At 67.1% G+C, this 24,729-nt stretch carries 28 protein-coding genes; 17 read left to right on the plus strand and 11 right to left on the minus strand.

Annotated features, from left to right (window positions below; genetic code table 11):
• Positions 1 to 147 precede the first annotated feature (147 nt).
• Positions 148 to 1,014, plus strand: a complete 867-nt coding sequence (locus E2E27_RS14955) for a DUF4349 domain-containing protein (RefSeq protein ID WP_181443463.1) — start codon at positions 148 to 150, stop codon at positions 1,012 to 1,014.
• Positions 1,015 to 1,094: 80 nt separating this feature from the next.
• Positions 1,095 to 1,646: a type 1 glutamine amidotransferase domain-containing protein gene (locus tag E2E27_RS14960; RefSeq protein ID WP_141460455.1), complete on the plus strand. Its 552-nt coding sequence runs from the start codon at positions 1,095 to 1,097 to the stop codon at positions 1,644 to 1,646.
• A 53-nt stretch (positions 1,647 to 1,699) separates the two neighbouring features.
• Here the strand turns inward: E2E27_RS14960 and E2E27_RS14965 are convergent, their stop codons facing one another.
• From E2E27_RS14965 to E2E27_RS14975, 3 genes are all read right to left on the minus strand, one after another.
• Positions 1,700 to 2,035, minus strand: coding sequence for a 2Fe-2S iron-sulfur cluster-binding protein (locus E2E27_RS14965; protein WP_141460457.1), 336 nt, complete (start codon positions 2,033 to 2,035; stop codon positions 1,700 to 1,702).
• On the minus strand, positions 2,032 to 3,129 hold the full coding sequence (locus E2E27_RS14970; RefSeq protein WP_141460459.1) for a cysteine desulfurase family protein: 1,098 nt from the start codon (positions 3,127 to 3,129) through the stop codon (positions 2,032 to 2,034). The genes E2E27_RS14965 and E2E27_RS14970 overlap by 4 nt, the downstream gene beginning before the upstream one ends.
• A gap of 100 nt (positions 3,130 to 3,229) precedes the next feature.
• Positions 3,230 to 4,228, minus strand: coding sequence for a cysteine desulfurase family protein (locus E2E27_RS14975; RefSeq protein WP_502705541.1), 999 nt, complete (start codon positions 4,226 to 4,228; stop codon positions 3,230 to 3,232).
• A 200-nt stretch (positions 4,229 to 4,428) separates the two neighbouring features.
• Here E2E27_RS14975 and E2E27_RS14980 point away from each other — a divergent pair, with 200 nt between their 5' ends.
• Positions 4,429 to 5,085, plus strand: coding sequence for an alpha/beta hydrolase (locus E2E27_RS14980; protein WP_141460463.1), 657 nt, complete (start codon positions 4,429 to 4,431; stop codon positions 5,083 to 5,085).
• 339 nt (positions 5,086 to 5,424) lie between these two features.
• Positions 5,425 to 6,114 (plus strand): TonB family protein, encoded by a 690-nt coding sequence (locus tag E2E27_RS14985; RefSeq protein WP_181443464.1) that lies wholly within the window; start codon positions 5,425 to 5,427, stop codon positions 6,112 to 6,114.
• Between the two features lie 174 nt (positions 6,115 to 6,288).
• On the opposite strand, the gene E2E27_RS14990 is transcribed toward E2E27_RS14985, so the two are convergent.
• Positions 6,289 to 6,501 (minus strand): hypothetical protein, encoded by a 213-nt coding sequence (locus tag E2E27_RS14990; RefSeq protein ID WP_141460467.1) that lies wholly within the window; start codon positions 6,499 to 6,501, stop codon positions 6,289 to 6,291.
• 80 nt (positions 6,502 to 6,581) lie between these two features.
• Here E2E27_RS14990 and E2E27_RS14995 point away from each other — a divergent pair, with 80 nt between their 5' ends.
• The 3 genes from E2E27_RS14995 (at position 6,582) to E2E27_RS15005 (ending at position 10,665) form a co-directional block, all read left to right on the plus strand.
• Positions 6,582 to 6,977, plus strand: coding sequence for a DUF3597 domain-containing protein (locus E2E27_RS14995; protein ID WP_353653624.1), 396 nt, complete (start codon positions 6,582 to 6,584; stop codon positions 6,975 to 6,977).
• A gap of 51 nt (positions 6,978 to 7,028) precedes the next feature.
• The gene (locus tag E2E27_RS15000) at positions 7,029 to 8,879 is read left to right on the plus strand and encodes a DUF885 domain-containing protein (protein WP_141460471.1); all 1,851 of its coding nucleotides are present in this window, start codon (positions 7,029 to 7,031) and stop codon (positions 8,877 to 8,879) included.
• Between the two features lie 166 nt (positions 8,880 to 9,045).
• Positions 9,046 to 10,665, plus strand: coding sequence for an FAD-dependent oxidoreductase (locus tag E2E27_RS15005; RefSeq protein WP_141460473.1), 1,620 nt, complete (start codon positions 9,046 to 9,048; stop codon positions 10,663 to 10,665).
• Positions 10,666 to 10,758: 93 nt separating this feature from the next.
• Here E2E27_RS15005 and E2E27_RS15010 read toward each other — a convergent pair whose 3' ends face one another.
• Together E2E27_RS15010 and E2E27_RS15015 are read right to left on the minus strand one after the other, a co-directional pair.
• The gene (locus E2E27_RS15010) at positions 10,759 to 11,088 is read right to left on the minus strand and encodes a hypothetical protein (RefSeq protein WP_141460475.1); all 330 of its coding nucleotides are present in this window, start codon (positions 11,086 to 11,088) and stop codon (positions 10,759 to 10,761) included.
• Between the two features lie 129 nt (positions 11,089 to 11,217).
• A complete protein-coding gene (locus E2E27_RS15015; RefSeq protein ID WP_234036079.1) occupies positions 11,218 to 12,831 on the minus strand; it encodes a phosphoenolpyruvate carboxykinase in 1,614 nt (537 codons plus the stop codon).
• Positions 12,832 to 13,062: 231 nt separating this feature from the next.
• Here E2E27_RS15015 and E2E27_RS15020 point away from each other — a divergent pair, with 231 nt between their 5' ends.
• The 7 genes from E2E27_RS15020 (at position 13,063) to E2E27_RS15050 (ending at position 18,425) form a co-directional block, all read left to right on the plus strand.
• The gene (locus E2E27_RS15020) at positions 13,063 to 13,830 is read left to right on the plus strand and encodes a response regulator transcription factor (RefSeq protein WP_181443465.1); all 768 of its coding nucleotides are present in this window, start codon (positions 13,063 to 13,065) and stop codon (positions 13,828 to 13,830) included.
• The gene (locus E2E27_RS15025; RefSeq protein ID WP_141460479.1) at positions 13,823 to 15,388 is read left to right on the plus strand and encodes a sensor histidine kinase; all 1,566 of its coding nucleotides are present in this window, start codon (positions 13,823 to 13,825) and stop codon (positions 15,386 to 15,388) included. Before E2E27_RS15020 ends, E2E27_RS15025 begins: the two co-directional genes overlap by 8 nt.
• A complete protein-coding gene (locus E2E27_RS15030) occupies positions 15,385 to 15,870 on the plus strand; it encodes an HPr kinase/phosphorylase (RefSeq protein ID WP_141460481.1) in 486 nt (161 codons plus the stop codon). Before E2E27_RS15025 ends, E2E27_RS15030 begins: the two co-directional genes overlap by 4 nt.
• On the plus strand, positions 15,867 to 16,775 hold the full coding sequence (gene rapZ / locus E2E27_RS15035) for an RNase adapter RapZ (RefSeq protein ID WP_141460483.1): 909 nt from the start codon (positions 15,867 to 15,869) through the stop codon (positions 16,773 to 16,775). The genes E2E27_RS15030 and rapZ overlap by 4 nt, the downstream gene beginning before the upstream one ends.
• Before the next feature lie 110 nt (positions 16,776 to 16,885).
• Positions 16,886 to 17,311, plus strand: coding sequence for a PTS sugar transporter subunit IIA (locus tag E2E27_RS15040; protein ID WP_141460485.1), 426 nt, complete (start codon positions 16,886 to 16,888; stop codon positions 17,309 to 17,311).
• Positions 17,312 to 17,321: 10 nt separating this feature from the next.
• A complete protein-coding gene (locus E2E27_RS15045; RefSeq protein ID WP_141460487.1) occupies positions 17,322 to 17,600 on the plus strand; it encodes an HPr family phosphocarrier protein in 279 nt (92 codons plus the stop codon).
• A gap of 33 nt (positions 17,601 to 17,633) precedes the next feature.
• Positions 17,634 to 18,425 (plus strand): TrmH family RNA methyltransferase, encoded by a 792-nt coding sequence (locus E2E27_RS15050; RefSeq protein WP_141460489.1) that lies wholly within the window; start codon positions 17,634 to 17,636, stop codon positions 18,423 to 18,425.
• A 204-nt stretch (positions 18,426 to 18,629) separates the two neighbouring features.
• Here E2E27_RS15050 and E2E27_RS15055 read toward each other — a convergent pair whose 3' ends face one another.
• Entirely contained in the window at positions 18,630 to 19,133 is a 504-nt protein-coding gene (locus E2E27_RS15055; RefSeq protein ID WP_141460491.1) for a DUF3291 domain-containing protein, read from the minus strand.
• A gap of 19 nt (positions 19,134 to 19,152) precedes the next feature.
• Entirely contained in the window at positions 19,153 to 20,595 is a 1,443-nt protein-coding gene (locus tag E2E27_RS15060) for a DNA recombination protein RmuC (protein ID WP_141460493.1), read from the minus strand.
• Between the two features lie 106 nt (positions 20,596 to 20,701).
• On the opposite strand from E2E27_RS15060, the gene E2E27_RS15065 reads away from it, so the two are divergent.
• Positions 20,702 to 21,100 carry a four-helix bundle copper-binding protein gene (locus tag E2E27_RS15065; RefSeq protein ID WP_141460495.1) on the plus strand — a complete coding sequence of 133 codons (399 nt, stop codon included), beginning with the start codon at positions 20,702 to 20,704 and terminating at the stop codon, positions 21,098 to 21,100.
• 45 nt (positions 21,101 to 21,145) lie between these two features.
• Here E2E27_RS15065 and E2E27_RS15070 read toward each other — a convergent pair whose 3' ends face one another.
• The 3 genes from E2E27_RS15070 to recR all read right to left on the minus strand — a co-directional run bounded on the left by E2E27_RS15070 (position 21,146) and on the right by recR (position 22,793).
• Positions 21,146 to 21,493: a hypothetical protein gene (locus E2E27_RS15070; protein ID WP_141460497.1), complete on the minus strand. Its 348-nt coding sequence runs from the start codon at positions 21,491 to 21,493 to the stop codon at positions 21,146 to 21,148.
• A gap of 4 nt (positions 21,494 to 21,497) precedes the next feature.
• Entirely contained in the window at positions 21,498 to 22,070 is a 573-nt protein-coding gene (locus E2E27_RS15075) for a peptide deformylase (RefSeq protein ID WP_141460499.1), read from the minus strand.
• 126 nt (positions 22,071 to 22,196) lie between these two features.
• Entirely contained in the window at positions 22,197 to 22,793 is a 597-nt protein-coding gene (gene recR / locus E2E27_RS15080) for a recombination mediator RecR (RefSeq protein WP_141460501.1), read from the minus strand.
• A 112-nt stretch (positions 22,794 to 22,905) separates the two neighbouring features.
• On the opposite strand from recR, the gene fmt reads away from it, so the two are divergent.
• Entirely contained in the window at positions 22,906 to 23,877 is a 972-nt protein-coding gene (fmt, locus tag E2E27_RS15085) for a methionyl-tRNA formyltransferase (RefSeq protein WP_141460503.1), read from the plus strand.
• Positions 23,874 to 24,614 carry a tRNA pseudouridine(38-40) synthase TruA gene (gene truA, locus E2E27_RS15090; RefSeq protein WP_141460505.1) on the plus strand — a complete coding sequence of 247 codons (741 nt, stop codon included), beginning with the start codon at positions 23,874 to 23,876 and terminating at the stop codon, positions 24,612 to 24,614. Before fmt ends, truA begins: the two co-directional genes overlap by 4 nt.
• The last annotated feature ends 115 nt before the right edge of the window (positions 24,615 to 24,729 follow it).

Consider the following 24,729-nt stretch of genomic DNA (forward strand, 5'->3'; position numbering starts at 1 on the left):
GGTGGCGTCGCGCATAGCCACGTTCCTCTGCCCAATTGTGGCGAAAACACGGTTTAATTATGGCGACAATAAGGCATAAACATGGCGAAATCGTGGCGCGACTCGCATTCGGCGTTGGCCCAAGGCGGTTTCATGAGGAGAGAGACCATGCGTAAGCCCCTGATTTTCTTCACCATCGCTGCCATCGCATTGAGCGCCTGCAGCCAGAGCGAAAGCGACCGGTCGACCACCGACATGGCGCAGACCGAGACCGCCGAGGCGGCAAGCCCGCAAGCTGGCGGTGACGTGGCGCTCTTGCCGACCCTCGACAAGATCCCCGTCAATCTCCCACAACTTGCCTATGTCTATGATTATCGTTGGCAAATGCCGGCCGAGAGCATCGCTGGCCTGCAACGCCGCCACGCCGCGCTGTGCGAGCAACAGGGCCCCGCCATTTGCCAGATCACCGGCATGACCAAGACGGGCGAGGCGGATGCGATCATCGGCGAATTGCAGATGGCGGTCGCCACCCGGCAGGCGCGGGCTTTCGGCGCGCTGATCGAGGACGAAGCGCTGGATGCCGGGGCGCAGCAAATCGCCGCCGAGATCGTCTCCGAGGAACTCTCGAAGCAGTTGGTCGATACCGAGGCCCGTCTCGCTTCCCGCATCGCATTGCGTGACCGGCTGCAGGACGTGCTGCGAGGCCGCAAGGGCAAGGTCGAGGAACTGATCGAGGCCGAACGCAGCGTCGCTGCCGTCAATGAAGAGATCGATCAGGCGCGAAGCTGGCTTAAGGAAATGGAGGGGCGCGTGGCCTACAGCCGGGTCACGGTCCACTACGAAACGGGCACACCGGTCACCAGCGACTTTCTCGGCCCGGTGACGGGCGCTCTCGGCGCGCTGGGGTCGATTTTCGGCTATCTGGTCGCGATCCTGATCCTGGTCGGATCCGTGGGCCTGCCCGTGGCCGCTATATGGTGGGCCGCGCGGGCCGTGGAGCGCCGCTTGGCGAATTCTGCGACCAATCGCGCCTGAGCCACGCCCCGCCCCGAGGCATGGAACAGGGACAGCGCTTTTCCCCTTGAACCGGTAACACGAATACAAGGAGATAGCATATGAAACCGATCCTCATCATCGCCACCGACGGCTTCGAACAGTCCGAACTGATGGAGCCCAAGCGCCTGCTTGAGGAAGCGGGCGCCGAAACCGTGGTCGCCAGCCTCGACGAAGGCGAGATCAAGGGCTGGGACGACGGCAACTGGGGCGAAAGTGTCAAGGTCGACATGCTGGTCGATAAGGTTAGCGTCGACGATTACGCCGCGCTGTTGCTTCCGGGCGGTCAGATCAACCCGGACATTCTGCGCATGAACGACAAGGTCATCAGCCTCGTGCGCGAATTCGACAAGGCGGACAAGCCGATCGCGGCGATCTGCCACGCGCCGTGGCTGCTGGCCGAAGCCGGGATCATTCGCGGCAAGGTCGTGACCGGCTGGCCCTCGATCCGCACCGACCTCACCAACGCCGGCGGCGCGGTGATCGACCAGAACGTCGCGGTCGACGGCAACCTCATCACCAGCCGCATGCCCGACGATATCCCGGCCTTCACCAAGGCATTGAAGGATGCCGTGGGGATGCGCCGCACCGAAGACGCCCGCAAGGTCGCATAAGCCTGAAACAGGCCAAGCACCGCCCGCTCCCTACCTAGGGGGCGGGCGGTTTTTTACATGCGTCTGAGGTCGTTGCTTTCGCCCGGCACGCTGACGGTCAGCCCGTCAAGCTCCGGCGTGAGTTCGATCTGGCACGACAGGCGGCTGGTGCGGCGCGCACCGGCAGCGAAATCGAGCATGTCTTCCTCTTCCTCGCTCGCGGGCGGCAGGCGGTCGAACCATTCGGCGGCGACGACGACATGACAGGTCGAGCACGCCATCTGCCCCTCGCACGTCCCTTCCAGCGGCAGCCCCGCCGCTTGGCCCACGCGCAGCAGATTGTCGCCCGGCGCGGCCTCGGTCTTAACCGTTTTTCCGCGCGGGTCGATGAAGGTCAGGGTGATGCTCACAGGCCTTGCTCCTTCGCGCCCGAAAGAATCGCGGCGGCGGCGGTTTCGATGTCCTGCGCGGTGGTATAACGCCCGAAACCGATGCGGATAGAGGACTTTGCCTCAGCGTCCGTCAGGCCCAGCGCGCGCAGCACATGGCTCGGCCGGCCCGATCCGCTGGCACAGGCGCTCCCGGCCGAGAACATGATCTGGCGGCAATCGCTCATCAGCCGGGCGACGTCGAGACCATCCTTGCGAATGTTGAGATTGCCGTGCCAGCGATCCATCGCACTGCCGTTCAAGTCCCACTCGGCGAAGGCGGCGCGGGCGATGTTCCATAAATGTTCCACGTGAAACATTTGCTCCGACAGGCCCTCCTGCGCGGTCTGTGCCGCTGCGCCGAACCCGGCGGCGAGCGCGGGCGACAGGGTGCCTGATCTGAGGCCACCCTCCTGCCCGCCGCCCAGCATCAGCGGCGCGAGTGGCGGAGCGTCGGGGCCGATCCACAGCGCGCCGATGCCCTTGGGCCCGTGGCACTTGTGCGCGGAGATCGCGATGTAATCCGCCGCGACCTCGACCGGCACCTTGCCATAGGCCTGCACCGCATCGACCAGCACTCGCGCGCCGACGCGGCGGGCAATCTCCACCACCGGGGCGAGAGGATTGCGCACCCCGATCTCGTTGTTGATCGCCATCACCGCGACCAGTCCCGTTTCCGGCGTGAGCGCTGCTTCGAGCGCGCCCAGATCGGCGCGGCCATCGGGGGTGACGGGCAGCACCGTGAACCGCCGCCCCTGCGCCTCGACCACACGCTGGCAATCGAGCACCGCGGCGTGTTCGGTGGCGAAGGTGATGACATCGCCGGGCGTGCCCTGAATGACGGTGTTGATCGCTTCCGTGGCGCCGCTGGTGAAGATCAGCCTGCCATTCGGGGGGAGCAGCGCCGCGACCCGCTCGCGCGCGGTTTCGACTGCGGCAGCGGCCATGCGGCCCATGCGGTGCGGCGAATGGGGGTTGCCGAAAGTGTCGCTCTCCGGCCCGCCCAGCCAGCGCAGCATCGCCTCGCGCGTTTCGGGCGCAAGGGGCGTGGTGGCTTGATAGTCGAGGTAGATCATGCGCTTTTCCCCTCCCCGGGCTTGACCCGGGGCCCCGCTGCTGTGCTCTCGGAAAACAGGAAAGCTGGGTCCCGGGTCAAGCCCGGGATGGGGGAGGAGGTCAACATAGCGAAGCCCAAGCCTCGGCAAACCGCTCCAGTTCCTCAGGCGTGGTCGACCACCCCAGGCTCACCCGGATCGTGCGCGCCGCGACATCATCGGGCACCCCGAAGGCATCGAGCACCCGGCTTTTCTTGAGCGTGCCCGAAGAACAGGCGCTCCCCGCCGAGACGGCAAAGCCCATCGCGTCGAGGCGGATAAGCAGCGCCTGCGCGCTCATGGTGGGGTGGGCGACGGCGAAGATGTGCGAGCATTGCGGCCCAAGCACGATCCTCTCGCCCGCAGCCCAGATCGCCAGTCCGAAATCAAGCCGCTCGGCTTCGCTGGTGGCCCAGCTGTTCAGGTCGCCCGCCTCAAGCGCCGCTGCCATGCCCATTGCGCCGGGGAGGTTCTCCGTCCCCTGCCGATAGCCGCGCTCGTGCCCCCCACCCGGTTGGAGCATCGCAAAGTCCCGCACCAGCAGCGCGCCGATCCCGATCGGCCCGCCAAACTTATGCGCGCTGACGACGATCATGTCGGCATCCGGGAGCGGCTTTTTGCCCGCGCTCTGCGAACAGTCCGCGAGCAGCACCCCGCCCGCCTCCCGCACCTGCTGCGCGAGCGCGAGGCTATGCTCCCAGCGCGCTACCAGCATCATCGTCCCGGTTTCCGAATTGATCGCCTGAAGTGCGAAAATTGCGGGCTCACCTTGCGCGAGAGCTGCTGCCAGCGCCTCGCGGTCCGGCTCTGCGCCGAACAGGGGGACCGGCACCACCTCGGCGTCCGGAGCCGCCCTGAACACCGCGTCATGCTCCACCGCGCTGACGATCCGGCGCTTCGCCTTCGCCCGGTTAAGCGCGATCCACAAAGCCTCGCTCGCGCCGGACGTGAAGATCAGCTCCCCCTCCCACCCCAGCGCCGCCTTGATCCGCTCGCGCGCATCCTCCAGCGCGGCGCGCGCCTTGCGGCCCTCGGCGTGGGGGCTGGACGGGTTGGCCCACAGCCGAAGCCCCTCCTCCATCGCCGCCTTCGCCTCGGGGCGGAGTGGCGAGGTCGCGGCGTGGTCGAGATAAACCCGCTCAGCCATTGGCTGCCGCCATTTCAGGCACCACCAAGCCAACCGCGACAAAAAATTGCGAAATCACCATCGCGCCTTATATAGAGCCCGCTTTCGCGCGCGCCACCCGGCGATGCGCGGCCCCTCGATTACAAGGTCTACCGATGCCCTCCGTCATCTTTCCCGGCCCCGAAGGCCGTCTTGAAGGCCGTTTCTCTCCGCCCCCGCGCCCGCGCGCGCCGGTAGCGATGATCCTCCATCCGCACCCCGAAGGCGGCGGCACGATGAACGACCGCATCGTGCAGCGGCTCTACAAGACCTTCGCCGATCGCGGCTTTGCCACGCTGCGCTTCAACTTCCGCGGCGTGGGGCGCTCGCAAGGCAGCTTCGATTCCGGGATCGGGGAACTCTCCGACGCGGCCTCCGCGCTCGACTGGGTGCAGTCGATCCATCCCGAAGCGCAGAGCACCTGGATCGCGGGCTACTCCTTCGGCGCGCTGATCGGGATGCAGCTGCTGATGCGCCGCCCCGAAGTGCGCGGCTTCATCTCGGTCGCACCGCCGGCCAACATGTACGATTTCAGCTTCCTCGCCCCTTGTCCGGCGAGCGGCATCTTCGTGCAGGGCGCGGCGGACACCGTGGTGCAGCCCAATGCGGTGCAGAAGCTGGTCGACAAGCTGCGCACCCAGAAGCACATCACCATCCACCACGACGAAATCCCGCGCGCCAACCACTTCTTCGAGAACGAGCTCGACGATCTGATGAAGTCGGTCGACAATTACCTCGACTTCCGCCTCTCGCCGGATTGCCCGATCAAATAGAGTGTGATGTGTTTCCCGCCCCGGACATGATCCGGGGCCCCGCTCCCTTCGTGCCCAACACGAGAAAGCCGGGTCCCGGATCGAGCCCCGGGACGGGGGAGACTGTGCCCGTATTCCTATCCGGCTGACAAAGGGCTTGGTCATTCCAGCGGGGGAGCGATTGTTTTCCCTCAATTTCTCTACCAATTCAGTTGCAAAATTTACAGTATTGAAAAGCGACGCGAAAGTTCTTCGCGACTATCAAAAAGCATAGTAATCTCCTGAGTGAGCCGGGCCGGAGGTCCTGCTTGCGACATGGTGCTCCGGCCCTGCTCCCATGATGGAGAGAGGAGCCCCCTTATGACTTACGCTTCTGCCAATCGCCGTCCCAACCCTGCCGCAATGGTCGGGGCGCTCGGTATTCCCGGTGCCTTCGGTGCGCTGCTGGTGGTGGGCCTTGCGGTGACGGTGGTGACCGTGCCCGAAAAGCCCCGGCCCGAGGCGCGCGATATCCCGGATTTCCCCCTGCCCCCGCCCCCGCCGCCCAAGCCCGATACCCCGCGCGAGCGCGACACGCCCACCAGCGGGCCCACGACCACGCCGGACAATCCGACTCTCCCGACGCCCGATCTTCCGACCGACTGGTCGGGCTGGGACGCGCCCGCCGATCCCTTCCCGGGCACGGGTGACAGTGGCGCGGGCACCGGCGCGACCGGCGACAGCCTCCCCGATCCCGGCCCCAGCGCCTCGCCCTTCGACCCGGTCGGCGCCAAACCGAAGGGCAATCCCGGCAGGTGGGTGACGAATGAGGACTACCGCACGCGCTGGGTGCGCGAGGAGTTGACCGGCACGGCGCGCTTCACGCTGGCGATCAGCGCGAGCGGCAAGGTCACCGGCTGCACCATCACCCGCTCGACCGGCCATGCCGCGCTCGACACCGCAACCTGCGAACTGGTGACCAAGCGCGCCCGCTTCGAAGCGGCGCGCGATGGCATGGGCAAGGCGGTGGCGGGAAGCTATTCCGGCTCGATCACCTGGCAGATACCGTAATTTGTGGGTCGGCGCGTCCATCCGGGCGCGCCGTTCCTCGCTCATGCGACCTGACGGTCGCGTCGCTGCGGGCGGCCGTGCAGGTGTGCTTTGCACGTCTGCGCCTTCGGCTACGACTCCGGCCTTGCGGCGTCTGCGACGCCGACGACCCCACAGACGTTTGGCGGAAGCGGGTTACCCTTGCCCCGCAGCCTTGATCTGCTCGATCGGCGCCTCGCCGCCGGTCGATGGCAGCGTCCAGATCAGCACGTTGATCACCGCGATGACTGCGAGCAGCACCATCAGCAGCGGATTCCTGGCCTCGCCCGTGCGCCGCCACAGCAAGAACGCCCCCGCCAGCAGCGCCAGCGCGGCGAGCATCACGATCGCAAGCACGATATCGGTCACGTCAATGTCCTCCGCGCTTTGTGGCGGTGGAACAAGCGGGAACGATCATGCCTTGAGCCTCACACATAACAACGGAGGCTATGATGGGTATCTTCTCTTCGATCAAGAATGCGGTGTTCGGTTCGCGCAAGGACACGGCCACGCCCGCGGCCCCCGCGCCCAAGCCCGCCGCCGCGCCGGTCGCGGCTCCGGCAGCCGCGCCCTCCCCCGTCGCCGACGCGATCTCGGAAGACGAAATGGCCGCCCGCATCGTCGCCATGCCCGATGCCGACCAGTACAACTGGAGGACCTCGATCGTCGATCTGATGAAGCTCGTGGGGATCGATCCCAGCTACGCCAACCGCAAGGAACTGGCAGGCGAACTCGGCATGACCGATTACGAAGGCACCGCCGAACAGAACATCAACCTGCACCACGCGGTGATGAACCTGCTGGCGCTGGAGGGCGGCAAGGTCGAAGGCATCCTGAAGGACTGATCCGACCGGCGCGCGATTGACACGTGGAGGCAGGACTTTAAGCCTGCCTCCATGAGAGAGAGCCTTACCACCATCACCCGCCGCCAGACCCTTGCCGGGATGAGCGGCGTTTCGACCCTCGCCCTGATGCCCGCCGCCGTGCGCGCCGCGCAGGCAGCGCCGCCGGTTCCCGGCCCGATCGCAGGGCTTGCGCCCGATGCCGCGCTCGACGCGATCGCCTACCGGATGCTCGCCTTCGAGCCGGGCCGCGCGACCGGCGCAGGAGTCGACACGGGCGATTATGCCGCGTGGCGTTCGACCTTCGGCACGCCGGGGGAAGCGGGACGGCAGGCCTATGCCAGCGCGCTCAGGCAAATGGTGGCCGAGGTCAAGGCCTACCCGCGTGAAGGCCTCACCAGCGATCAGCAGATCGGCTTCGAAGTGGTCGAGACCGCCTTCTCGCGCGCGGTGGAGGGCATGGCCCTGCCCTATGGCGATGTCGCCGTCGGCAGCTGGCGCAACGCTCCCTATGTCGTGATCCAGAATGTCGGCGGCTATATCGACATGCCGCGTCACTTCGGCTCGAGCCAGCCGCTCGCCACCGCCGATGATGTCGGCCCCTATCTCGACCGGTTGATCGAAGTCCCCGCGGTGCTCGACGGCGAGCGCGAGCGCATTCAGGCCGCGCGCGCGATGGGCGTGGTGCCGCCCGCCTTCCTGCTCGACAAGGCGATCGCGCAGATGGAATCGAGCATCGCCGGCGCGAAGGAGGCCTATGCCGGGCCGCTCGCCGGATCGGAGCTGGCCGAAGCGCAATCCGCCGCCGCCACCGCCGAACGCATCGCTGCGCGCGGGATCGTCCCCGCACTCGAACGCCAGCTGGCCGAATTGCGGGTGCAACGCGCCGCCGCCAAGGACTTGGCGGGCGTGTGGGCGCAGCCGATGGGCGAGGAATATTACGGCTGGGCGCTGGGCGCTTCGACCACCACCAGCCTCTCGCCTGACGAAATCCATCGTCAGGGCCTCGCCGAGCTGGAGGAACTCCACGGCCGGATGGACCCGATCCTGCGCAAGATCGGTTACACCAAGGGCTCCGTCGGCGAACGGATGCGCGCGCTCGCCGAAGACCCGCGCTACCAGTTTGCCGAAGGGGACGAGGGCCGCAAGGAGATCTTCGCCTTCATCGAGGAGCGGCTCCAGTGGATCAAGGCGCAGATGCCGCGCGCCTTCACGCAGGTGGTCAACCCGCGCATGGAGGTGGTGCGTCTGCCGCTCTCCGAAGAGCCCGGTGCGCCGGGCGCTTACGGCGGGGCGGGCAGCAAGGACGGCAGCATTCCGGGCCGGTTCTGGATCAACCTGCGCACCACCGATCTGCACCGCAAGTACGATCTCGCCGATCTCACCTATCACGAGGCGATCCCCGGCCATGTGTGGGAGGGCGAATTCAGCAACCGCCTGCCGCTGATCCGCTCGATCCTCGCCTTCAACGCTTTCTCCGAAGGCTGGGCGCTCTATGCCGAACAGCTGGCGGATGAACTGGGCGCCTACAAGGGCTTCGAGGTCGGGCGGCTGGGCTTCCTGCAATCGCTCGCCTTCCGTGCTTGCCGTCTGGTGGTGGACACCGGCCTCCACTCGAAGCAGTGGACGCGCGAGCAGGGCCGCCAGTTCTTTGTCGAAAGGAACGGGTCGAAGGTCGAGGAAGTTGCCAGCGAAGTCGATCGCTATTGCAGCTGGCCGGGGCAAGCCTGCGGCTACAAGATCGGCCACAGCGAGATCCTGCGCCAGCGCGAGCGGGCCAAGAGCGAACTGGGGCGGCGCTACGATATGCGCGAATTCAACACCGCGCTGGTGCTGGGCGGCAATGCACCGCTCTCGGTGATGGCGAACACGGTGAGCCGCTATATCGCGGGGGCGAAGGGGTAGGACAGGCCCACCCCTAACCCCTCCCGCAAGCGGGAGGGGGACTGTGTCGCGCAGGTAATCTCCCCTCCCGCTTGCGGGAGGGGTCGGGGGTGGGTCCGAGCGCTCACCCCTTCCCTTCCCCCGCCTTTGACCCCATCTTGCAAACTTCGGCGCGCAGGAGGGCGGCATGGAGACACTCGGACAAGACCTTGAAACCATGCGCCGCGTGCCACTGGCGCAGAGCCATGTCGATGCGATCTGCGCGATCGGGGGCGAGAAATTCTATCCCGCGGGCAGCATCGTCATGGATATCGGCGAGCCGCTCGACCGCTTCGTCTACGTGATCGAGGGGGAGGTCGAGGTGGTCAATCCCTACACCGACGAACGGATGTTCGAAGCCTCGCTCGGCCCGACGCAGTTCATGGGCGAGATCGGCTTCCTGAGCGGCGCGACCAATTACCTCAAGATGCGCGCCGCGCGCGACACCCGCGTGATCGAGGCCCCGCGCGAGGCGATGCTGGCGCTGATGAGCCGCGTGCCCGAGCTCAGCGACCACATCATCACCGTCTTCGCCGCGCGCCGTCGCAAGCAGTTCGAGCTGCGCAACAGCGCGGTCAAGGTGATCGGTGCGGACCGCGACGCGAAGGTGCAGGCGGTCGAGCGGTTCCTGTCGCGCAACCGCATCCCGTTCCAGTCCTACGACATGGATGCGGGCGATGCGGAGACCTTGCAGGTCTGCTCGCTGACCCAGCACGAGCCTTCGGTGATTCTCGGCGTGGACACGCGGCTGGAGGACCCCACCCCGCGCAAGGTGGCGCAATATCTCGGGCTCGATCTCGATATCTGTTCGCGCCGCACCTACGATCTGCTGATCGTCGGCGGCGGGCCCGCAGGGGTGGCGGCGGCCGTCTATGCCGGCTCCGAGGGGATCGAGGCGCTGGTGGTGGAAGACACCGCCGTGGGCGGGCAGGCGGGCACCTCCAGCCGGATCGAGAACTACATGGGCTTTCCCACCGGCATCAGCGGCACCGACCTCACCTGGCGCGGTCAGGTGCAGGCGATGAAGTTCGGCACGCGCTTCGTCATGCCGCGCCGGATCGAAGCGATGAGCCGCCGCGAGGACGGGGCTTATTGCCTCACCTTGGATGACGGCGACGAACTCTGCGCCCGCGCGGTGTTGGTCGCAACCGGTGTGCAATATCGCCGTCTGCCGCTCGACCATCTGGAAGAGCTCGAAGGCGCAAGCGTGTTCTACTCGGCCACCGAGATGGAAGCGCGCTTCTGCGCGAAGACCGAAGCCGTGGTGATCGGCGGTGGCAATTCGGCCGGGCAGGCGGCGATGTTCCTCAGCCGCGCGGCGAGCCATGTGCATCTGGTGGTGCGCGGCGATTCTCTGGCGGCCTCCATGTCGAGCTACCTCTCGCAGCGACTGGAGGCCGATCCGCGCGTCACTATTCACTACCGTTCCGAAGTCACCGCGCTCCACGGCGACAGCTGGCTTGAGGGTGTGACGCTGAGGACGGGCGAGACCGAACGCCGGATCGATACCCGCGCACTGTTCATCATGATCGGCGCGGCGCCCAACACCGGCTGGCTCTCGGGCCTTGCCGAGACCGACGCCAAGGGCTTCGTCATCACCGGTGCCGCCGCCGGGCAGGCCGACGATTACGCCACCACCGCGCCCGGCATCTTCGCCGTGGGCGACGTGCGCGCCGGATCGGTCAAGCGCGTGGCGAGCGCGGTGGGCGAAGGGTCGGTGGTGGTCAGCCGGATCTGGCAATATCTCGAGGACACGCGGTCGATTTAGGCTTTCCCCACCCCCAGCCCCTCCCGCAAGCGGCAGGGGAGCGAGACTTGGCAGCTCTGCCGCCTAGTCGCAGCGGGGTGGGCCTTTGCGAGTTCAGCTCTTGCCGCCGCCGAACAGGCCCTTGGCCATGCCCATGATGTCGTTGACCGGATTGCCATCGCCATCGCGGTCGATCATCGAGGCGAAGTGGGTGAGCGAGCCTTCGCCGCCGATCGCGCTGACGATCTGGCTGAGGATGTCGGGGCTGATCCCAGTCTTTTCCGCCGCCAGCGTCACGGTGTCGCCATCCATCTGATGGGTGTGGCCGAGCGCCGCGATCGCCTTTTCCGCCATTGCCGGGTCGAGCCCGACCTGCTTGGCAAGGTTCACCACATCATCCGGCGCGCCGCCGATGTTCTTCAGAATACCATCGAGAATGCTCATGCCAGTTCCTCCCTTGCGAGTCGCTCGGGAGGAAGTGTGGCGCAAAGCTTCCGTCAGGCAAAGCAAAAGGCCCCGCTCCGGTCTTGTCGCCGGGCGGGGCCCCTCTCCCGAGCTCGTAAAAGGTTTTCGTCAGGCCGCGATCGGCGCGGGGGCGGCCTGAAGCACGCCTTCGTCGACGTGCGCTTCGAACTGGGCGAAATTGTCGATGAACAGCTGCACCAGCTTCTTGGCGGTGGCGTCATACTCCGCCCCGTCGGCCCAGGTGCTGCGCGGATCGAGGATGGTCTGGTCGAGACCCGCCTCGGCCAGTGCGGGCACGAAGACCGGCACGTCGAAGCCGAAATTGGGGTCCTTGCGGAACTCGACGTCGTCCATCTTGCCGTCGAGCACCGCGTTGAGCAGCGCGCGGGTCGCCTTGATCGGCATCCGGCTGCCGGTGCCGTACTTGCCGCCGGTCCAGCCGGTGTTGACCAGCCAGCACTCCGCTCCGCCCTTGCCGATCCGCTCCTTGAGCAGGTTGCCGTAGACCGAGGGGTGGCGCGGCATGAAGGCGGCGCCGAAGCAGGTCGAGAAGGTCGCCTCGGGCTCGGTCACGCCGATTTCGGTGCCCGCGACCTTGGCGGTGTAGCCGCTGAGGAAGTAGTACATCGCCTGATCCGCGGTCAGCCGCGCGATCGGGGGCAGCACGCCGAAGGCATCGGCGGTCAGCATGATGACGTTCGAGGGCGCGGGGCCGAGGTTCTTCTCGGAGGTGTTGGGGATGAACTCGATCGGATAGGCGCCGCGGGTGTTCTCGGTCTTGCTGCCGTCGGTGAAGTCGAGCTCGCGGGTTTCCGCATCCATCGTCACGTTTTCGAGGATCGTGCCGAACATCTGCGTGGTGGCGTAAATCTCCGGCTCGCCTTCGGCCGAGAGGTTGATCATCTTGGCATAGCAGCCGCCTTCGAAGTTGAAGACCGCGGTGTCCGACCAGCCATGCTCGTCATCGCCGATCAGCGTGCGGCTGGCGTCGGCGGAGAGTGTTGTCTTGCCGGTGCCCGAGAGGCCGAAGAAGATCGCGCTCTTGCCGTCCGCGCCGATATTGGCCGAGCAGTGCATCGGCATCACGCCCTGCGCGGGGAGGAGATAGTTGAGCAGGCCGAACACGCCCTTCTTCATCTCGCCCGAATACTCGGTGTTGCCGATCAGGATCAGCTTTTCAGTGAAGCTCACCGCGATCACCGTGTCGCTGCGGCAGCCGTGTCGCTCGGGATCGGCCTTGAAGCTCGGCAGGTTGATGATGGTATATTCGGGGACGAAGTTCGCCAGTTCGTCGGCCGTGGGGCGCACCAGCAGCGTGCGGATGAACAGATTGTGCCATGCCATCTGGTTGATGACGCGCACGTTGACCCGGTATTCGGGCTGCGAGCCGCCGAACAGGTCGGCGACGTAGAGCTCGCTCTGCCCTTCCAGCTCCTTGAGGAAATCGGCCTTGAGCGCGGCGAAGTGCTCCGGGCTCATCGGCTGGTTGATCGCGCCCCAGTTGATCGTGCTCTCGGTCTGGCTATCTCGGACAATATACTTGTCCTTGACGCTGCGCCCGGTGAAGCGGCCCGTATCGACCAGCAGCGCGCCGTGCTTCGTCAGCTGCCCCTCGCCGCGCTTCAGCGCGTGTTCGACCAGCGCAGCGGTGCCGAGATTGGCGTGGATATGCGCCGAGGTGTGGAGATTCTGGGCAGCCAGCGGGGTTGCGAGCGAGGTCAACTTGCGTCTCCTGAGCGAAGGCGGATTCATGATGAGCGGCCAAGGCAGGATCACGCCGATGCCGCGAATCCCTGTCCCGTCCAGCGCTCTCCCTAGCACCCCCGCATACGTATGCAACCGCAGGCCGCAATTCGCCGTGCGATGCCACCGGTTACCGCGACCACCCGCCCCGCCCCCCCACCTTCCCTGCCCCCATTGCGAGCCGCGCCGCTTGGCGCTACCCAAGCGGGCATGGCCGACACCCCTTCCGAACGCGTCCCCACCGATCAGCCGGGTGCCGAGCCGCGGGGCCTGCAAATCGCGCTGGTCGACGATGATCGCAACATTCTCACCACGGTCGCCATCGCCTTGCAGGCCGAGGGCTTTGCCACGCGTCTCTATTCCGATGGCGAGACCGCTTTGAAGGCGCTGCTCGACAATCCGCCCGACCTTGCCGTGTTCGACATCAAGATGCCCAAGATGGACGGGATGGAGCTGCTGCGCCGCCTGCGCGAAAATTCCGCACTTCCCGTCATCTTCCTCACCAGCAAGGACGACGAAAGCGACGAGGAAGCCGGCCTCCAGCTGGGTGCGGACGATTACATCGCCAAGCCCTTCAGCCTGCGCCTGCTGATCGCCCGCATCCGCGCGATCCTGCGCCGGGCCGAGCCGCTCGCCTCCGGCACCGCCGCCGCTGCCTCGCCCGAACCGGCCCCGGCAACGCTCACCCGCGGGCGGCTGTTCATGGACCCGGCGCGCCATCAGGTGATGTGGGACGGGCAGGCGGTCAGCCTCACCGTCACCGAATTCCTGATCCTCGAAGCGCTCGCCATCCGCCCCGGCGTGATCAAGAGCCGCAACCAGCTGATGGACGCGGCGTACCCCGACGATGTCTTCGTCGACGATCGCACGGTCGACAGCCATATCAAGCGGATGCGGCGCAAGTTCCGGCTGGTCGATCCCACCTTCGATGCGATCGAAACGCTCTATGGCGCGGGCTACAGCTTCACCGATGGCTGAGGCCGCACCGCGCGCCGGTGCCAATGCCGGCGAGCCGATGACCGCCACGGGACGCTTTGCTCTCACCGGACGCATCCTTGCGGTCAACATCCTGCCGCTGCTGGTGCTGGGCGGCGGGCTGTTCTACCTCGACAGCTATCGCACCCAGTTGATCAACGAACGCTTCAAGCTCGCCCGGATCGAGGCGCAGATCACCGCCGAGGCGCTCGCCGGTGCCTCGCGCGCGCGGCAGGAGGCGCTGCTGGTGCAGATCGGCAAGGAACAGCGGATGCGCCTGCGCCTGTTCGACGCCGACGGGCGTCTTGCCGCCGACAGCTTCGCGCTGGATGATCCCGCGTTCCGCTTCAACGACATCAGCGACGATGACTGGGAACAGCAATTCGCGCGCTGGATGGATCGCACGGTCGATACCATCGTCGCCGCCGAGCCGGTGCAGGACTATATAGAGCCCGAAGCGCAGGAGGCCGATGCCTGGCCCGAACTCGCCCGCGCGCGCGAGCTCGGCCTGTCGCAGATCAGGCTTTACGACTGGCGCGATGGCACCCCGGTGATTACCGCCGCCGCGCCCGTTGGCTTGCAAGGCGCGACGCTGCTGACCGTGCGCAACGCGGTCGACATCACCGAAAGCGTGCGCGCGGCGCGCTCCACCCTGTTCGTCGCCATGCTGCTGGTGATGGGCGCATCGGCGGCGCTGTCGCTGTTCCTCGCGCGCACCATCGTCACCCCGCTGCGGCTGCTGGCGCGTGCGGCGGTGCGGGTGAAGCAGGGCCGCGACCGCGAGGTCGAAGTGCCGCGCCTGCCCCAGCGCAGCGACGAGATCGGCCTGCTCGCCCGCGCGGTGTCGGACATGACCGCCGCGCTGCGCGGCCGGATCGACGCGGTCGACAGCTTCGCGGCCGACGTGGCGCACGAGATCAAGAACCCGCTCGCCAGCTTGCGCAACGCGATCGACACCCTGCCGCGGGTCGATGACCCGGCCCTGCGCGCCCAGCTGACCGAGATCGCCGCGCATGACGTGCGCCGGATCGACCGGCTCGTGACCGAAATCTCTGCCGCCAGCCGGGTCGATGCCGAAATCAGCCGCGCGACCCTCGAGCAGGTGGACCTCGCCGAACTCTTCGCCAACCTCATTCGCAGCCGCGAGGATCGCGGGCTCAACGGCGGGCGGCGGCTGGTGCTCGACGCCGCGCCCGGCCGCCATGTGGTGCGCGGGGTGCCAACCCAGCTGGAGCGCGTCGCCGAAAACCTGCTCGACAACGCCGTGTCCTTCTCGCCGCCCGATGGCGTGGTGGAGGTGAGCCTGCGCCAGAGCGAGCGCAAAGTGATCGCCGAGGTGTGCGACGCCGGCCCCGGCATCGCCCCCGACCGGCGCGAGGCGGTGTTCCGGCGGTTCCACTCCGACCGGCCCGAGGGTGAGAGCTTCGGCAACCACTCCGGCCTCGGCCTTGCGATCGGCCGCGCGATTGCCGAGGCGCATGACGGCACGCTCACCGCCGAAGACCGGCCCGACGGCGCGCCCGGTGCCTGCCTGCGGCTGCGCCTGCCGGTCGCGGCATGAACCTCGTCTACGCCGCCAGCGCCGTCGCCATCGGGGGCCGCGCGCTTCTGATCGCGGGCGCGCCGGGCAGCGGCAAGTCGAGCCTCGCGCTCGCTCTGATAGACCGCGGCGCGGGGCTGATCGGCGATGATGCGGTGAAACTGCGGAGGGAGGGCGAGGCACTGATCGCCGCGCCGCCGCCCAATATCGGCGGCTTGCTGGAGGTGCGTGGGGTGGGGATCGTCACCCTGCCTGTCGCCCGGCCCGCGCCCGTCGCGCTGCTGCTCGACCTGTCGGCCACGCCTGCCGAGCGCCTGCCGCCCGATCCCCTCCCCACGCGGGTATTCGAAGGCGTCGCCGTGCCAGTGCTTGCTTTCGACCCCGGCCCCGCTGCGCCCGCTTTGCGCGCCGAATGGGCGCTGCGCCTGCACGGGATCGGACACGAAGCCGCGTCACTTGCCTCTGGCCTTGGCCCCGCCGACACGCCACAACAGCGCCCATGAGCGACCCCGCCACAACTCCGCGCCCGCTGCTGTTGGTCACCGGCCTTGCCGGGGCGGGCAAGTCGACCGCGCTCGCCGTGCTCGAAGATCTTGGCTGGGAGACGATCGACAATTTCCCGGTGCGCCTGCTGAAGCGCCTCGTCACCATGCCCGACGATGCGCGCGGGCCGCTTGCCATCGGCTTCGATTCGCGCACCCGCGGCTTCGTGCCCACCGACATCATCGCGCTGGTGAAGGACCTGAGCCAGCGCCCCGACATCGCGCTCGGCTTCCTGTTCCTCGACTGCGCCGGGCACGAGCTGGAGCGCCGCTTCAACGAGACCCGCCGCCGTCACCCGATGGCCGATGGCCGCCCGGTGCAGGAGGGCATCGCAGCCGAGCGCGAGCTGCTCGAACCGCTGCGTCGCTGGGCCGAGCTGATGATCGACACCACGGCGATGACCAGCAACGATCTGCAAGGCCGGATCCGCGAGCTCTTCGCCCCCGCCGATGCGTCCACCGCGACCACGCTCACCCTCTCGAGCTTCGGCTTTGCCCGCGGAATGCCGCCGCTGGCCGATCTGGTGTTCGACATGCGCTTTCTCGACAATCCGCACTGGGTGCCGGGCCTCAAGGAGCAGACCGGGCAGGACGCTGCGGTGGGCGAGCATATCGAGCGCGACCCCGCCTTTGCCGAAGCCTTCGCGGGCATCCGCGATCTGCTGACGCTGCTGCTCCCGCGCTATGCCGCGCAGGGCAAGCCCTATGTCCACGTCGCCTTCGGCTGTACCGGCGGGAGACACCGCTCGGTCTACACCGCCGAGAAGATGGCCGAGGCCTTGCGCGCCGCGGGCTTTTCGCCCACTGTCCGGCACCGCAATCTGGCATCCCGCGCGACCGATGCGATCGAGCGGGACCGGCGCTGAGGCTCCGCCCCTTGGCAAAAGGATGCAGGCATGCGTTGCACATTGTCGGTTAAGGTAGAAACGCGTAAGGCCGCCCCAAGGGCGGGCAGTTAACGGACCCATTTTCACACATGATCGGTTTGATCCTGGTAACCCATGGCCGCCTCGCGGACCAGTTTGTCGAGGCGATGGAGCACGTCGTCGGCCCGCAGGAGGGCATCGTCACGGTCTGCATCGGCCCCAACGATGACATGGAACAGCGCCGCGCGGACATCGCGGGGGCAATCGCCGCGGTCGACACCGGCACGGGCGTCATCATCCTTACCGATCTGTTCGGCGGCACGCCTTCGAACCTCGCGATCTCGCTGCTCGATGCGGGCCATGTCGAGGTGATTGCGGGCATCAACCTGCCGATGCTGATCCGCCTCGCCGGAGCGAGGAAGGCGATGGACGTCACAGCCGCGGTGCACGCCGCGCAGACCGCCGGGCGCAACTACATCACCATCGCCAGCGAGCTGCTGGGGCATGACACCGCCCCGGCGCGGGCCAAGGCTTGAGGGTCGCTGCGTGGGGGAAGCACGGCAGAGCGTCGAGATCGTCAACCGCCGGGGCCTCCACGCCCGGGCGAGCGCCAAGTTCGTCGGTGCGGTCGCCGCGCTGCCCGATGGCGTGAAGGTCACCGTCAGCAAGGCTCCGCACAGCGCCGCCGGCGGCTCGATCCTCGGGCTGATGATGCTCGGCGCAGCCAAAGGTGACACGGTCGAGGTTGCGGTCGAGGGTGACGGGGCCGAGGCCGTGCTCGCCGATCTCGTAGCGCTGATCGCCGACGGCTTCGGCGAGGACTAGTGCCAGCGCCCGCGTTGGCGTAGGCGGCCCGCCATGCGCAAGCACATCACCGGCTTTTCCAACCCGACGGTCAAATACCTGCGGAGCCTGCGGGACAAGAAGCACCGCAAGCGCGCGGGCCAGTTTCTGGTCGAAGGGCTGCGGCTGCTCGAGGACGCGCGCGCATCGGGCCGGGTGCCGCGCACGCTGGTGATGGCGGAGGGCCGCGAGCATCCCCTGCTCGAACGGCTGGAGGCCGATGTCATGGCGGCGGGCGGCGAGGTGATCGCGACCACGCCCGATATCCTCTCCAAGATCACCGGCAAGGAGAACGCTCAGGCGGTTGCCGGGGTGTTCGACGAGTGGGACACCTCGCTGGAGCGGCTCGACCGGAGTGCCGCGCCGATCTGGCTTGCGGCGCAGGCGCTGCGCGATCCGGGCAACCTCGGCACGATGCTGCGCACCTGCGATGCGGTGGGCGCCGGCGGGCTGATCCTGATCGACGACTGCGCCGACCCCTTCAGCGCCGAGGCCGTGCGCGCGAGCATGGGGGCGGTCTTTACCGTGGGCCTCGCACAAGCGCGGTGGGAGGAGTTCCTGCCTTGGTTGCGGGCGGGCGAAGGCCAACTGGTCGCGGCGTCCTTGCGCGATGCGGTGCCCTATCGCGGCGCGCCCTATGCCGCGCCGTGCTTCATCTTGGTCGGCAACGAATCGCAAGGTCTGCCCGAGGATTACGAGATGGCCTGCGACCTGCGCGTCACCATGCCGATGCGCGGACGCGCGGATTCGCTCAACGCCGCCGTGGCGGGGGCGGTGCTGGCTTACGAGGTGCTGGCGAGCCTGTAGGCAAGGTGACGAAGATGACACCGCGTCAACTTCCCAACAGCGCAATTATACATGCAATTTCAGAATTTTAGCGGATAATCCGTCGCGGATGGACACAAAAGTTTTCGCGCGCAAAACCTGGCCTGATGCCAGCGGCGACGGACAATGGGAAAGAGCGGGGCGCGGTCATGCTCCGCCGCGCGCGAGTAGGAAAGCGCCGATCTCTCAAGCGTTGCCGATGCACCACGGATCGGGCTTCATGTCGACCGGCAGCGTGCCCTCGCCCGGACGCGGGAAGCGCGCCTTGAAGGTGAAGCTCTGCGGGCTCGGGCCGTAGCGGTCGAGCATCCACAAGCGCGAGAGCCCCTCGTCGATGCTCGGGCGGTGGCCGGCGGGCACCCACCACAGCGCCTGATAGGCACCCTCGAAGCGATGGAAATACTCGCGCCGCCGCGCCATTTCGGGCGTGTGGGCCGAGCGGTAGACGAAGTCGAACAGGCTTTCGGCGTCCTGCCATACTGACATGTTGACGATCAGCAGCGGATCGGGAGAGACAGGCAGATCGGTTGCGTTGCCAGTCTCGCTCTGGAGGCGCCACACAAAGCCGGGCGCGACATCGGCCAGCGCGTTGATGCGGTCGAGCGCGTCGAAGAACGGCTGGACACGCGCATCGCCTTCAGGGGCGAGCAGCTTTCCGATATTGATCTGTGCCAGATGCCAACCCGTCATCACCTGCCCCCCATCTGCCTCACTCGGCAGCGTCGCGCTTGTCGTCCTCGCCATCAATATCAGGCGCTTCGAGCGCGGCAACATCTTCGGCGTTGTAGCGCGGCGCGCTCGCCACCAGCGGCACCTCTTCGATCTCGCGCTTGCCGATCTCGATGCCCTTCTCCGCCAGACGCCGCCCGGAAGACAGCACATTGCGCTCGAAACTGCCAACGAACTTGTTGTAATTGTTGACCGCGCTCTCAAGCCCACTGCCCACGCGCTTCAAGTGATCGGCGGCGGTCGCGAGGCGATCATACAATTCGCCGCCCATCCGGCCGATCTCCTGCGCTTCCTTGGCCAACCCGTCCTGCCGCCAGACCTGCGCCACGGTGCGCGCGATCGCGACGAGGTTGGTCGGCGTCGCCAGCAGCACGCGGCGTTCGAAGGCGAAATCCCACAAGGTCGGATCGGCTTCGAGCGCGGCGGTGACGAAATGTTCGCCGGGGACGAACATGATGACGTAATCGGGCGCTTCCTCGAACTGGCTCTGATAGCTTTTCGCGCCCAGCGTCTGCACATGGTTGCGCATCGACTTTGCGTGAAGCTCCATCTGCTGCTTGCGCACCGCATCGTCATCGGCCTCGAAGGCGGCCTGATAGGCGTTGAGCGAGACCTTGGAATCGATCACCAGCTTCTTCTGGCCGGGCACGTTGATGATCGCATCGGGACGCAGGCGGCCATCCTCGGTGTCGATCGAATGCTCCATGATGAAATCGGTGTGCTGCGCCAGCCCGCATTGTTCGAGCAGGTTCTGCAGCGCCCGCTCCCCCCAGCGCCCGCGCGCCTTGGGCGCGTTGGTGAGCGAATTGCCGAGCCGCTGCGCCTCGCGCCGCACCTGTTCCTGCCCTTCGCGCATCGACTGGATCAGCCCGGCAAGTTGCCCGAAGGCATCGGTGCGCTTGGCTTCCAGATCGGCGACCTGCCGCTCGTAACTCGCGAGCTTCTCGCCCACGGGAGAGAGCAGCGCCTTCAGCTTTTCCTCGCTCGCCTTTTCGGAGTGGCCGAGCCGCTCCTCGGCGCGCTTCAGGAAAGCCTCCTGCGCGCGGGTCAGCACCGCCGCGCCGGTGTTCTCGAACTCTTTCAGAAGGTTTGCGCGCGATTCTTCGAGCAGACGCTTCTGTTCGTCGAACCCGGCGCGTTCGGCGCGGAAGCGGGCGTTCTCCTCACGCGCGGCATCCAGCTGCTGCGCGAGCGCATCGGCCCGCGCGGCCCGCTCGCCCAGCGTCGCGACTTCCACGCGCGCCGTGCCCAGCTCGGCGATGGCGCGCTTGAATTCAGCCTCTCGCTCGTTCCCCGCGCGTTCGGCCTCGGCGAGCCGCGCGCGCAGATCGGCGAGCGGTCGCGCGCCGAAGAACCAGCCCGCGGCGAGGCCCAAGGCGAGTCCAACGAGGAGGATAGCGAGCGGCAGGACAAGATCGTTCATTCGCGGAACATAGCCTGAACATGACCACCCGCCAAGCCCATCAATTCAGGAAAAGGGGAACAATGCCGCCCTCCTCCGCTTGGAACGGGCAGCAAGGAGAACCCCTATGTCTATCAAGGAAATGATCGCCGAGCACCCGCAGGTCGGTGCCGACTACAACGAAGCGCTCGCCGAGGCCGTGCGCCATGCGATGTATTGCGCCGCGATCTGCAATTCCTGCGCCGACGCCTGCTCCGCCGAAGACGGCGACATGAGCGCCTGCATCCGCAAGTGCATGGACTGCGCCGATATCTGCACCGCGACCTACCGCGTCGCCACCCGACGCACTGGCGGCAACGTCGCGGTGATCGAAGCGCAGCTGCGCGCCTGCATCACCGCCTGCGAGCAGTGCATCGAGGAATGCGCCAAGCACGACAACGACCATTGCCGCCGCTGCGCGCAGATGTGCCGCGAATGCGCCGACGATTGTCTCAAGGCGCTGAACGGGATGATGCAGGCCGCCTGATTGGGCAGTGGACATCGTCAGGGAGCGGCCCGGGCACACCCGCGATCACGTGCGGGGCTCGGGCGTTCCCCGTGCCGCCAGGCGGCGCGCCTCGCGCAGCAGGCTGACGAGCTTGAACAGCGCCTCAATGAGTGCCAACGCCAGCAAACCGAGCCAGAACCAGCTTCGGTCCTGCGTCTGCCATTCGCCGACGACCATGTAACTGCACAAACCCATCACGAACAGCCATGCGGCGGCATCGCCGAGAGCTTTCGCAGCCGTGCGCGGAGGTTCGTCGCGCGGGTCGCGGGGGTCGATCGAATAAAGCAGGAAGCCGCCGACCAGCCAGACCAGCGGAAAGAGCAGCAGGATCGGCAGCGCGTTCCCCACCCAATCTGCAAAGTCGGCGATCATGCCACTACGCTGCCCGGCGGATTTTCTCGAGCTTCTTCAGCACCATCGCCCGCTTCAGGCGCGAGAGGTGGTCAATGAAGAGGATGCCTTCGAGGTGGTCCATCTCGTGCTGCAGGCAGGTCGCCATCAGCCCTTCGAGCGCTTCCTCGTGGGTGTTGCCGTCCAGATCCTGATAGCGCACGCGGCAAGTCGCCGGGCGATCGACGTCGGCGTAGATCTCGGGAACCGAGAGGCAGCCTTCCTGATAGGTCGAAAGCTCGTCCGCCGGATCGAGGATCACGGGGTTGATGAACACCCGCGGTTCCTTCTTGGTGGCGGGGTGCGTGTGCTTGTGCCCGTCATGCGAGCATTCCACCGGCGGCGCGTCGGGATCGTCGGGCTGGAGGTCGATCACCAGCACCCGCTTCGGCACGCCGACCTGGATCGCGGCGAGGCCGATGCCGGGGGCATCGTACATCGTCTCGAACATATCTTCGACGAGGGTCTTGAGCTCGGGCCCGAACTCGTGGGGTTCGACCGGGGTCGAGACGGTTTTCAGCCGGGGGTCCGGCACTTCGAGGATTTCGCGGATAGCCATGGGGGGCAAAATAGGCGGGTGCCGCGCGAATTACAACGTCGCACAGGCCCACCCCGCTGCGACTAGGCAGCAAGCTGCCAAGTCTCGCTCCCCTCCCGCTTGCGGGAAGGGCTGGGGGTGGGAGTATCAGCCCACGGGCCGTCTTGCCCGCAAGGCTTGGGCCAGCGTGCCCTCGTCGAGATAGTCGAGCTCGCCGCCCACCGGCAGGCCGTGGGCGAGCTGCGTGACGCGCACCGGATGCGCCTCCAGCCGCTCGGCGATGTAATGCGCGGTGGTCTGGCCTTCGAGCGTCGCGTTCATGGCGAGCACCACCTCGTCCACGCTGCCGTCCTCCACCCGGGCGAGCAGGCTGGCGATGTTGAGATTGTCCGGCCCCACGCCATCGAGCGCCGAGAGCCTGCCGCCGAGCACGTGGTAGCGTCCGGGAAAAAGCCGCGCGCGGTCCAGCGCCCAGACGTCCGAGACTTCCTCGACCACGCAAAGGCTGCGCGCATCGCGGCGTGGGTCGGTGCAGATGGAGCAGGGGTTCGCAGTGTCGACATTGCCGCAGATGTGGCACTCCACCAGCGTTTCGGCGACACCCGCGAGCGCCTCGAGCAAGGCGGGGAGCGCAGATTCGCGGTGCTTGACCAGCCACAGCACCGCGCGGCGTGCCGAACGCGGGCCGAGGCCCGGCAGGCGGGCGAGTGCGGAACTGAGAGCTTCGATTTCCTGTGAGGCCATGCTCCGACCTTACTCCGTTCGGCCTGAGCTTGTCGAAGGCCTGTCTTTCTTTTGTCGGCGATAGAAGTAAGGACGGCCCTTCGACAAGCTCAGGGCGAACGGGACTGGTGACGTGCGGATAGTTTTCATGGGAACGCCCGATTTTGCGGTGCCGGCGCTGCGGGCGCTGCATGATGCGGGGCATGAGGTCGCCTGCGTCTACACCCAGCCGCCGCGTCCGGCGGGGCGGGGGAAGAAGCTGATGCCCTCTCCGGTGCAGCTGGCGGCGGAAGCGCTTGGGGTGCCGGTCAAGTCGCCGAAGTCGCTCAAGGGCGAGGCCGAGCAGGCGGAATTCGCCGCATTGCCGGCCGATGTCGCGGTGGTTGCCGCCTATGGCTTGATCCTGCCGCAGCCGGTACTGGACGCGCCGCGCCACGGCTGCCTCAACATCCACGCGAGCCTGCTGCCGCGCTGGCGCGGGGCCGCGCCGATCCACCGCGCGGTGATGGCGGGCGACGCGGAGACGGGCGTCACCATCATGCAGATGGAAGCGGGGCTCGATACCGGGCCGATGCTGCACAAGGTGACGGTGCCCGTGTGTCGCAAGACCACGGGCGAACTGTTCGGCGAACTGGGTGCGGTGGGCGCCGCGGCAATGGTCGACGTGCTGGCAAACCTCGCCGCCTTCCCGCCCGAAGCGCAGAACGATGCTGCGGCGATCTACGCGCCCAAGATCGACAAAGCCGAGGCGAAGATCGACTGGGCCGAACCGGCGGAAGTGATCGAGCGTAAAGTGCGCGGGTTGGCGCCGTTTCCGGGTGCTTGGTTTGAACTCGAAGGCGAGCGTGTGAAGCTGCTGCTTGCCGAGGTGGTCGCTCAACCTGTTGCGAGTCCCCGCGCAGGCGGGGATCTGGTGCCCTCCGATGAAGGACCCCAACTGCGCGGGGGCGCACAGGCTGGCAAAGTGCTCGACGAGGATTTCACCATCGCCTGCGGCTCCGGCGCGATCCGGCCCCTCCGGCTCCAGCGCGCGGGCAAGCCGGTGCTGGAGCGCAGCGAATTCCTGCGCGGGCGGCCGGTGACGGCGGGGACGAACCTCGCTTGACCCGCTTTGCCCTCACCCTCGAATTCGACGGCACGCCCTTCTTCGGGCTGCAACGCCAGAGCCACGGGCCGAGCGTGCAGCAATCGGTCGAGGATGCGCTGCACCGCATCACCGGGGAGAGCGTCGTGATGCACTCGGCGGGGCGCACCGATGCGGGCGTTCACGCGCTCGCGATGCGCAGCCATGTCGATATCGAAAAACCTTTCGACCCCTTCCGCCTCGCCGCCGCGCTCAACGCGCAGCTGCGCCCCGATCCCATCGCGGTCACCCATTGCGAGGTGGTGCCGGACGATTGGCACGCGCGCTTTTCCTGCACGGCAAGGCGCTATCTCTACCGCATCGTCAACCGCCGCGCGCCGCTGACCCTGCTGCGGAACAAGGCGTGGCACGTGCCCCAACCATTGGACGCCGAGGCTATGCACCGCGCGGCGCAGGCGTTGGTGGGACGGCACGATTTCACCACCTTCCGATCGGTCCATTGTCAGGCCGCCGATCCGGTGAAGTCGCTGGATGAGCTGCGGGTCGAACGAGTGGGGGAAGAGATCCACATCCACGCCGCCGCGCGATCTTTCCTGCATCATCAGGTGCGAAGCATGGTCGGCTGCCTCAAGCTGGTCGGCGCCGGAACCTGGCCCGAGGCCCGCATCGCCGAGGCGCTGGCGGCGCGGGATCGCAATGCGCTGGGCCTCAACGCCCCGCCACACGGACTCTATTTCGTCGAAGCGACTTATCCATGACAAGGGCCCACCCCTAACCCCTCCCGCACGCGGGAGGGGGACTCGGTCGCACTTATTCTCCCCTCCCGCTTGCGGGAGGGGCCGGGGGTGGGCCTGCGCCAACGGTTGCGAAGCG

The organism is Porphyrobacter sp. YT40 (genome assembly GCF_006542605.1).
Lineage (GTDB): Bacteria > Pseudomonadota > Alphaproteobacteria > Sphingomonadales > Sphingomonadaceae > Erythrobacter.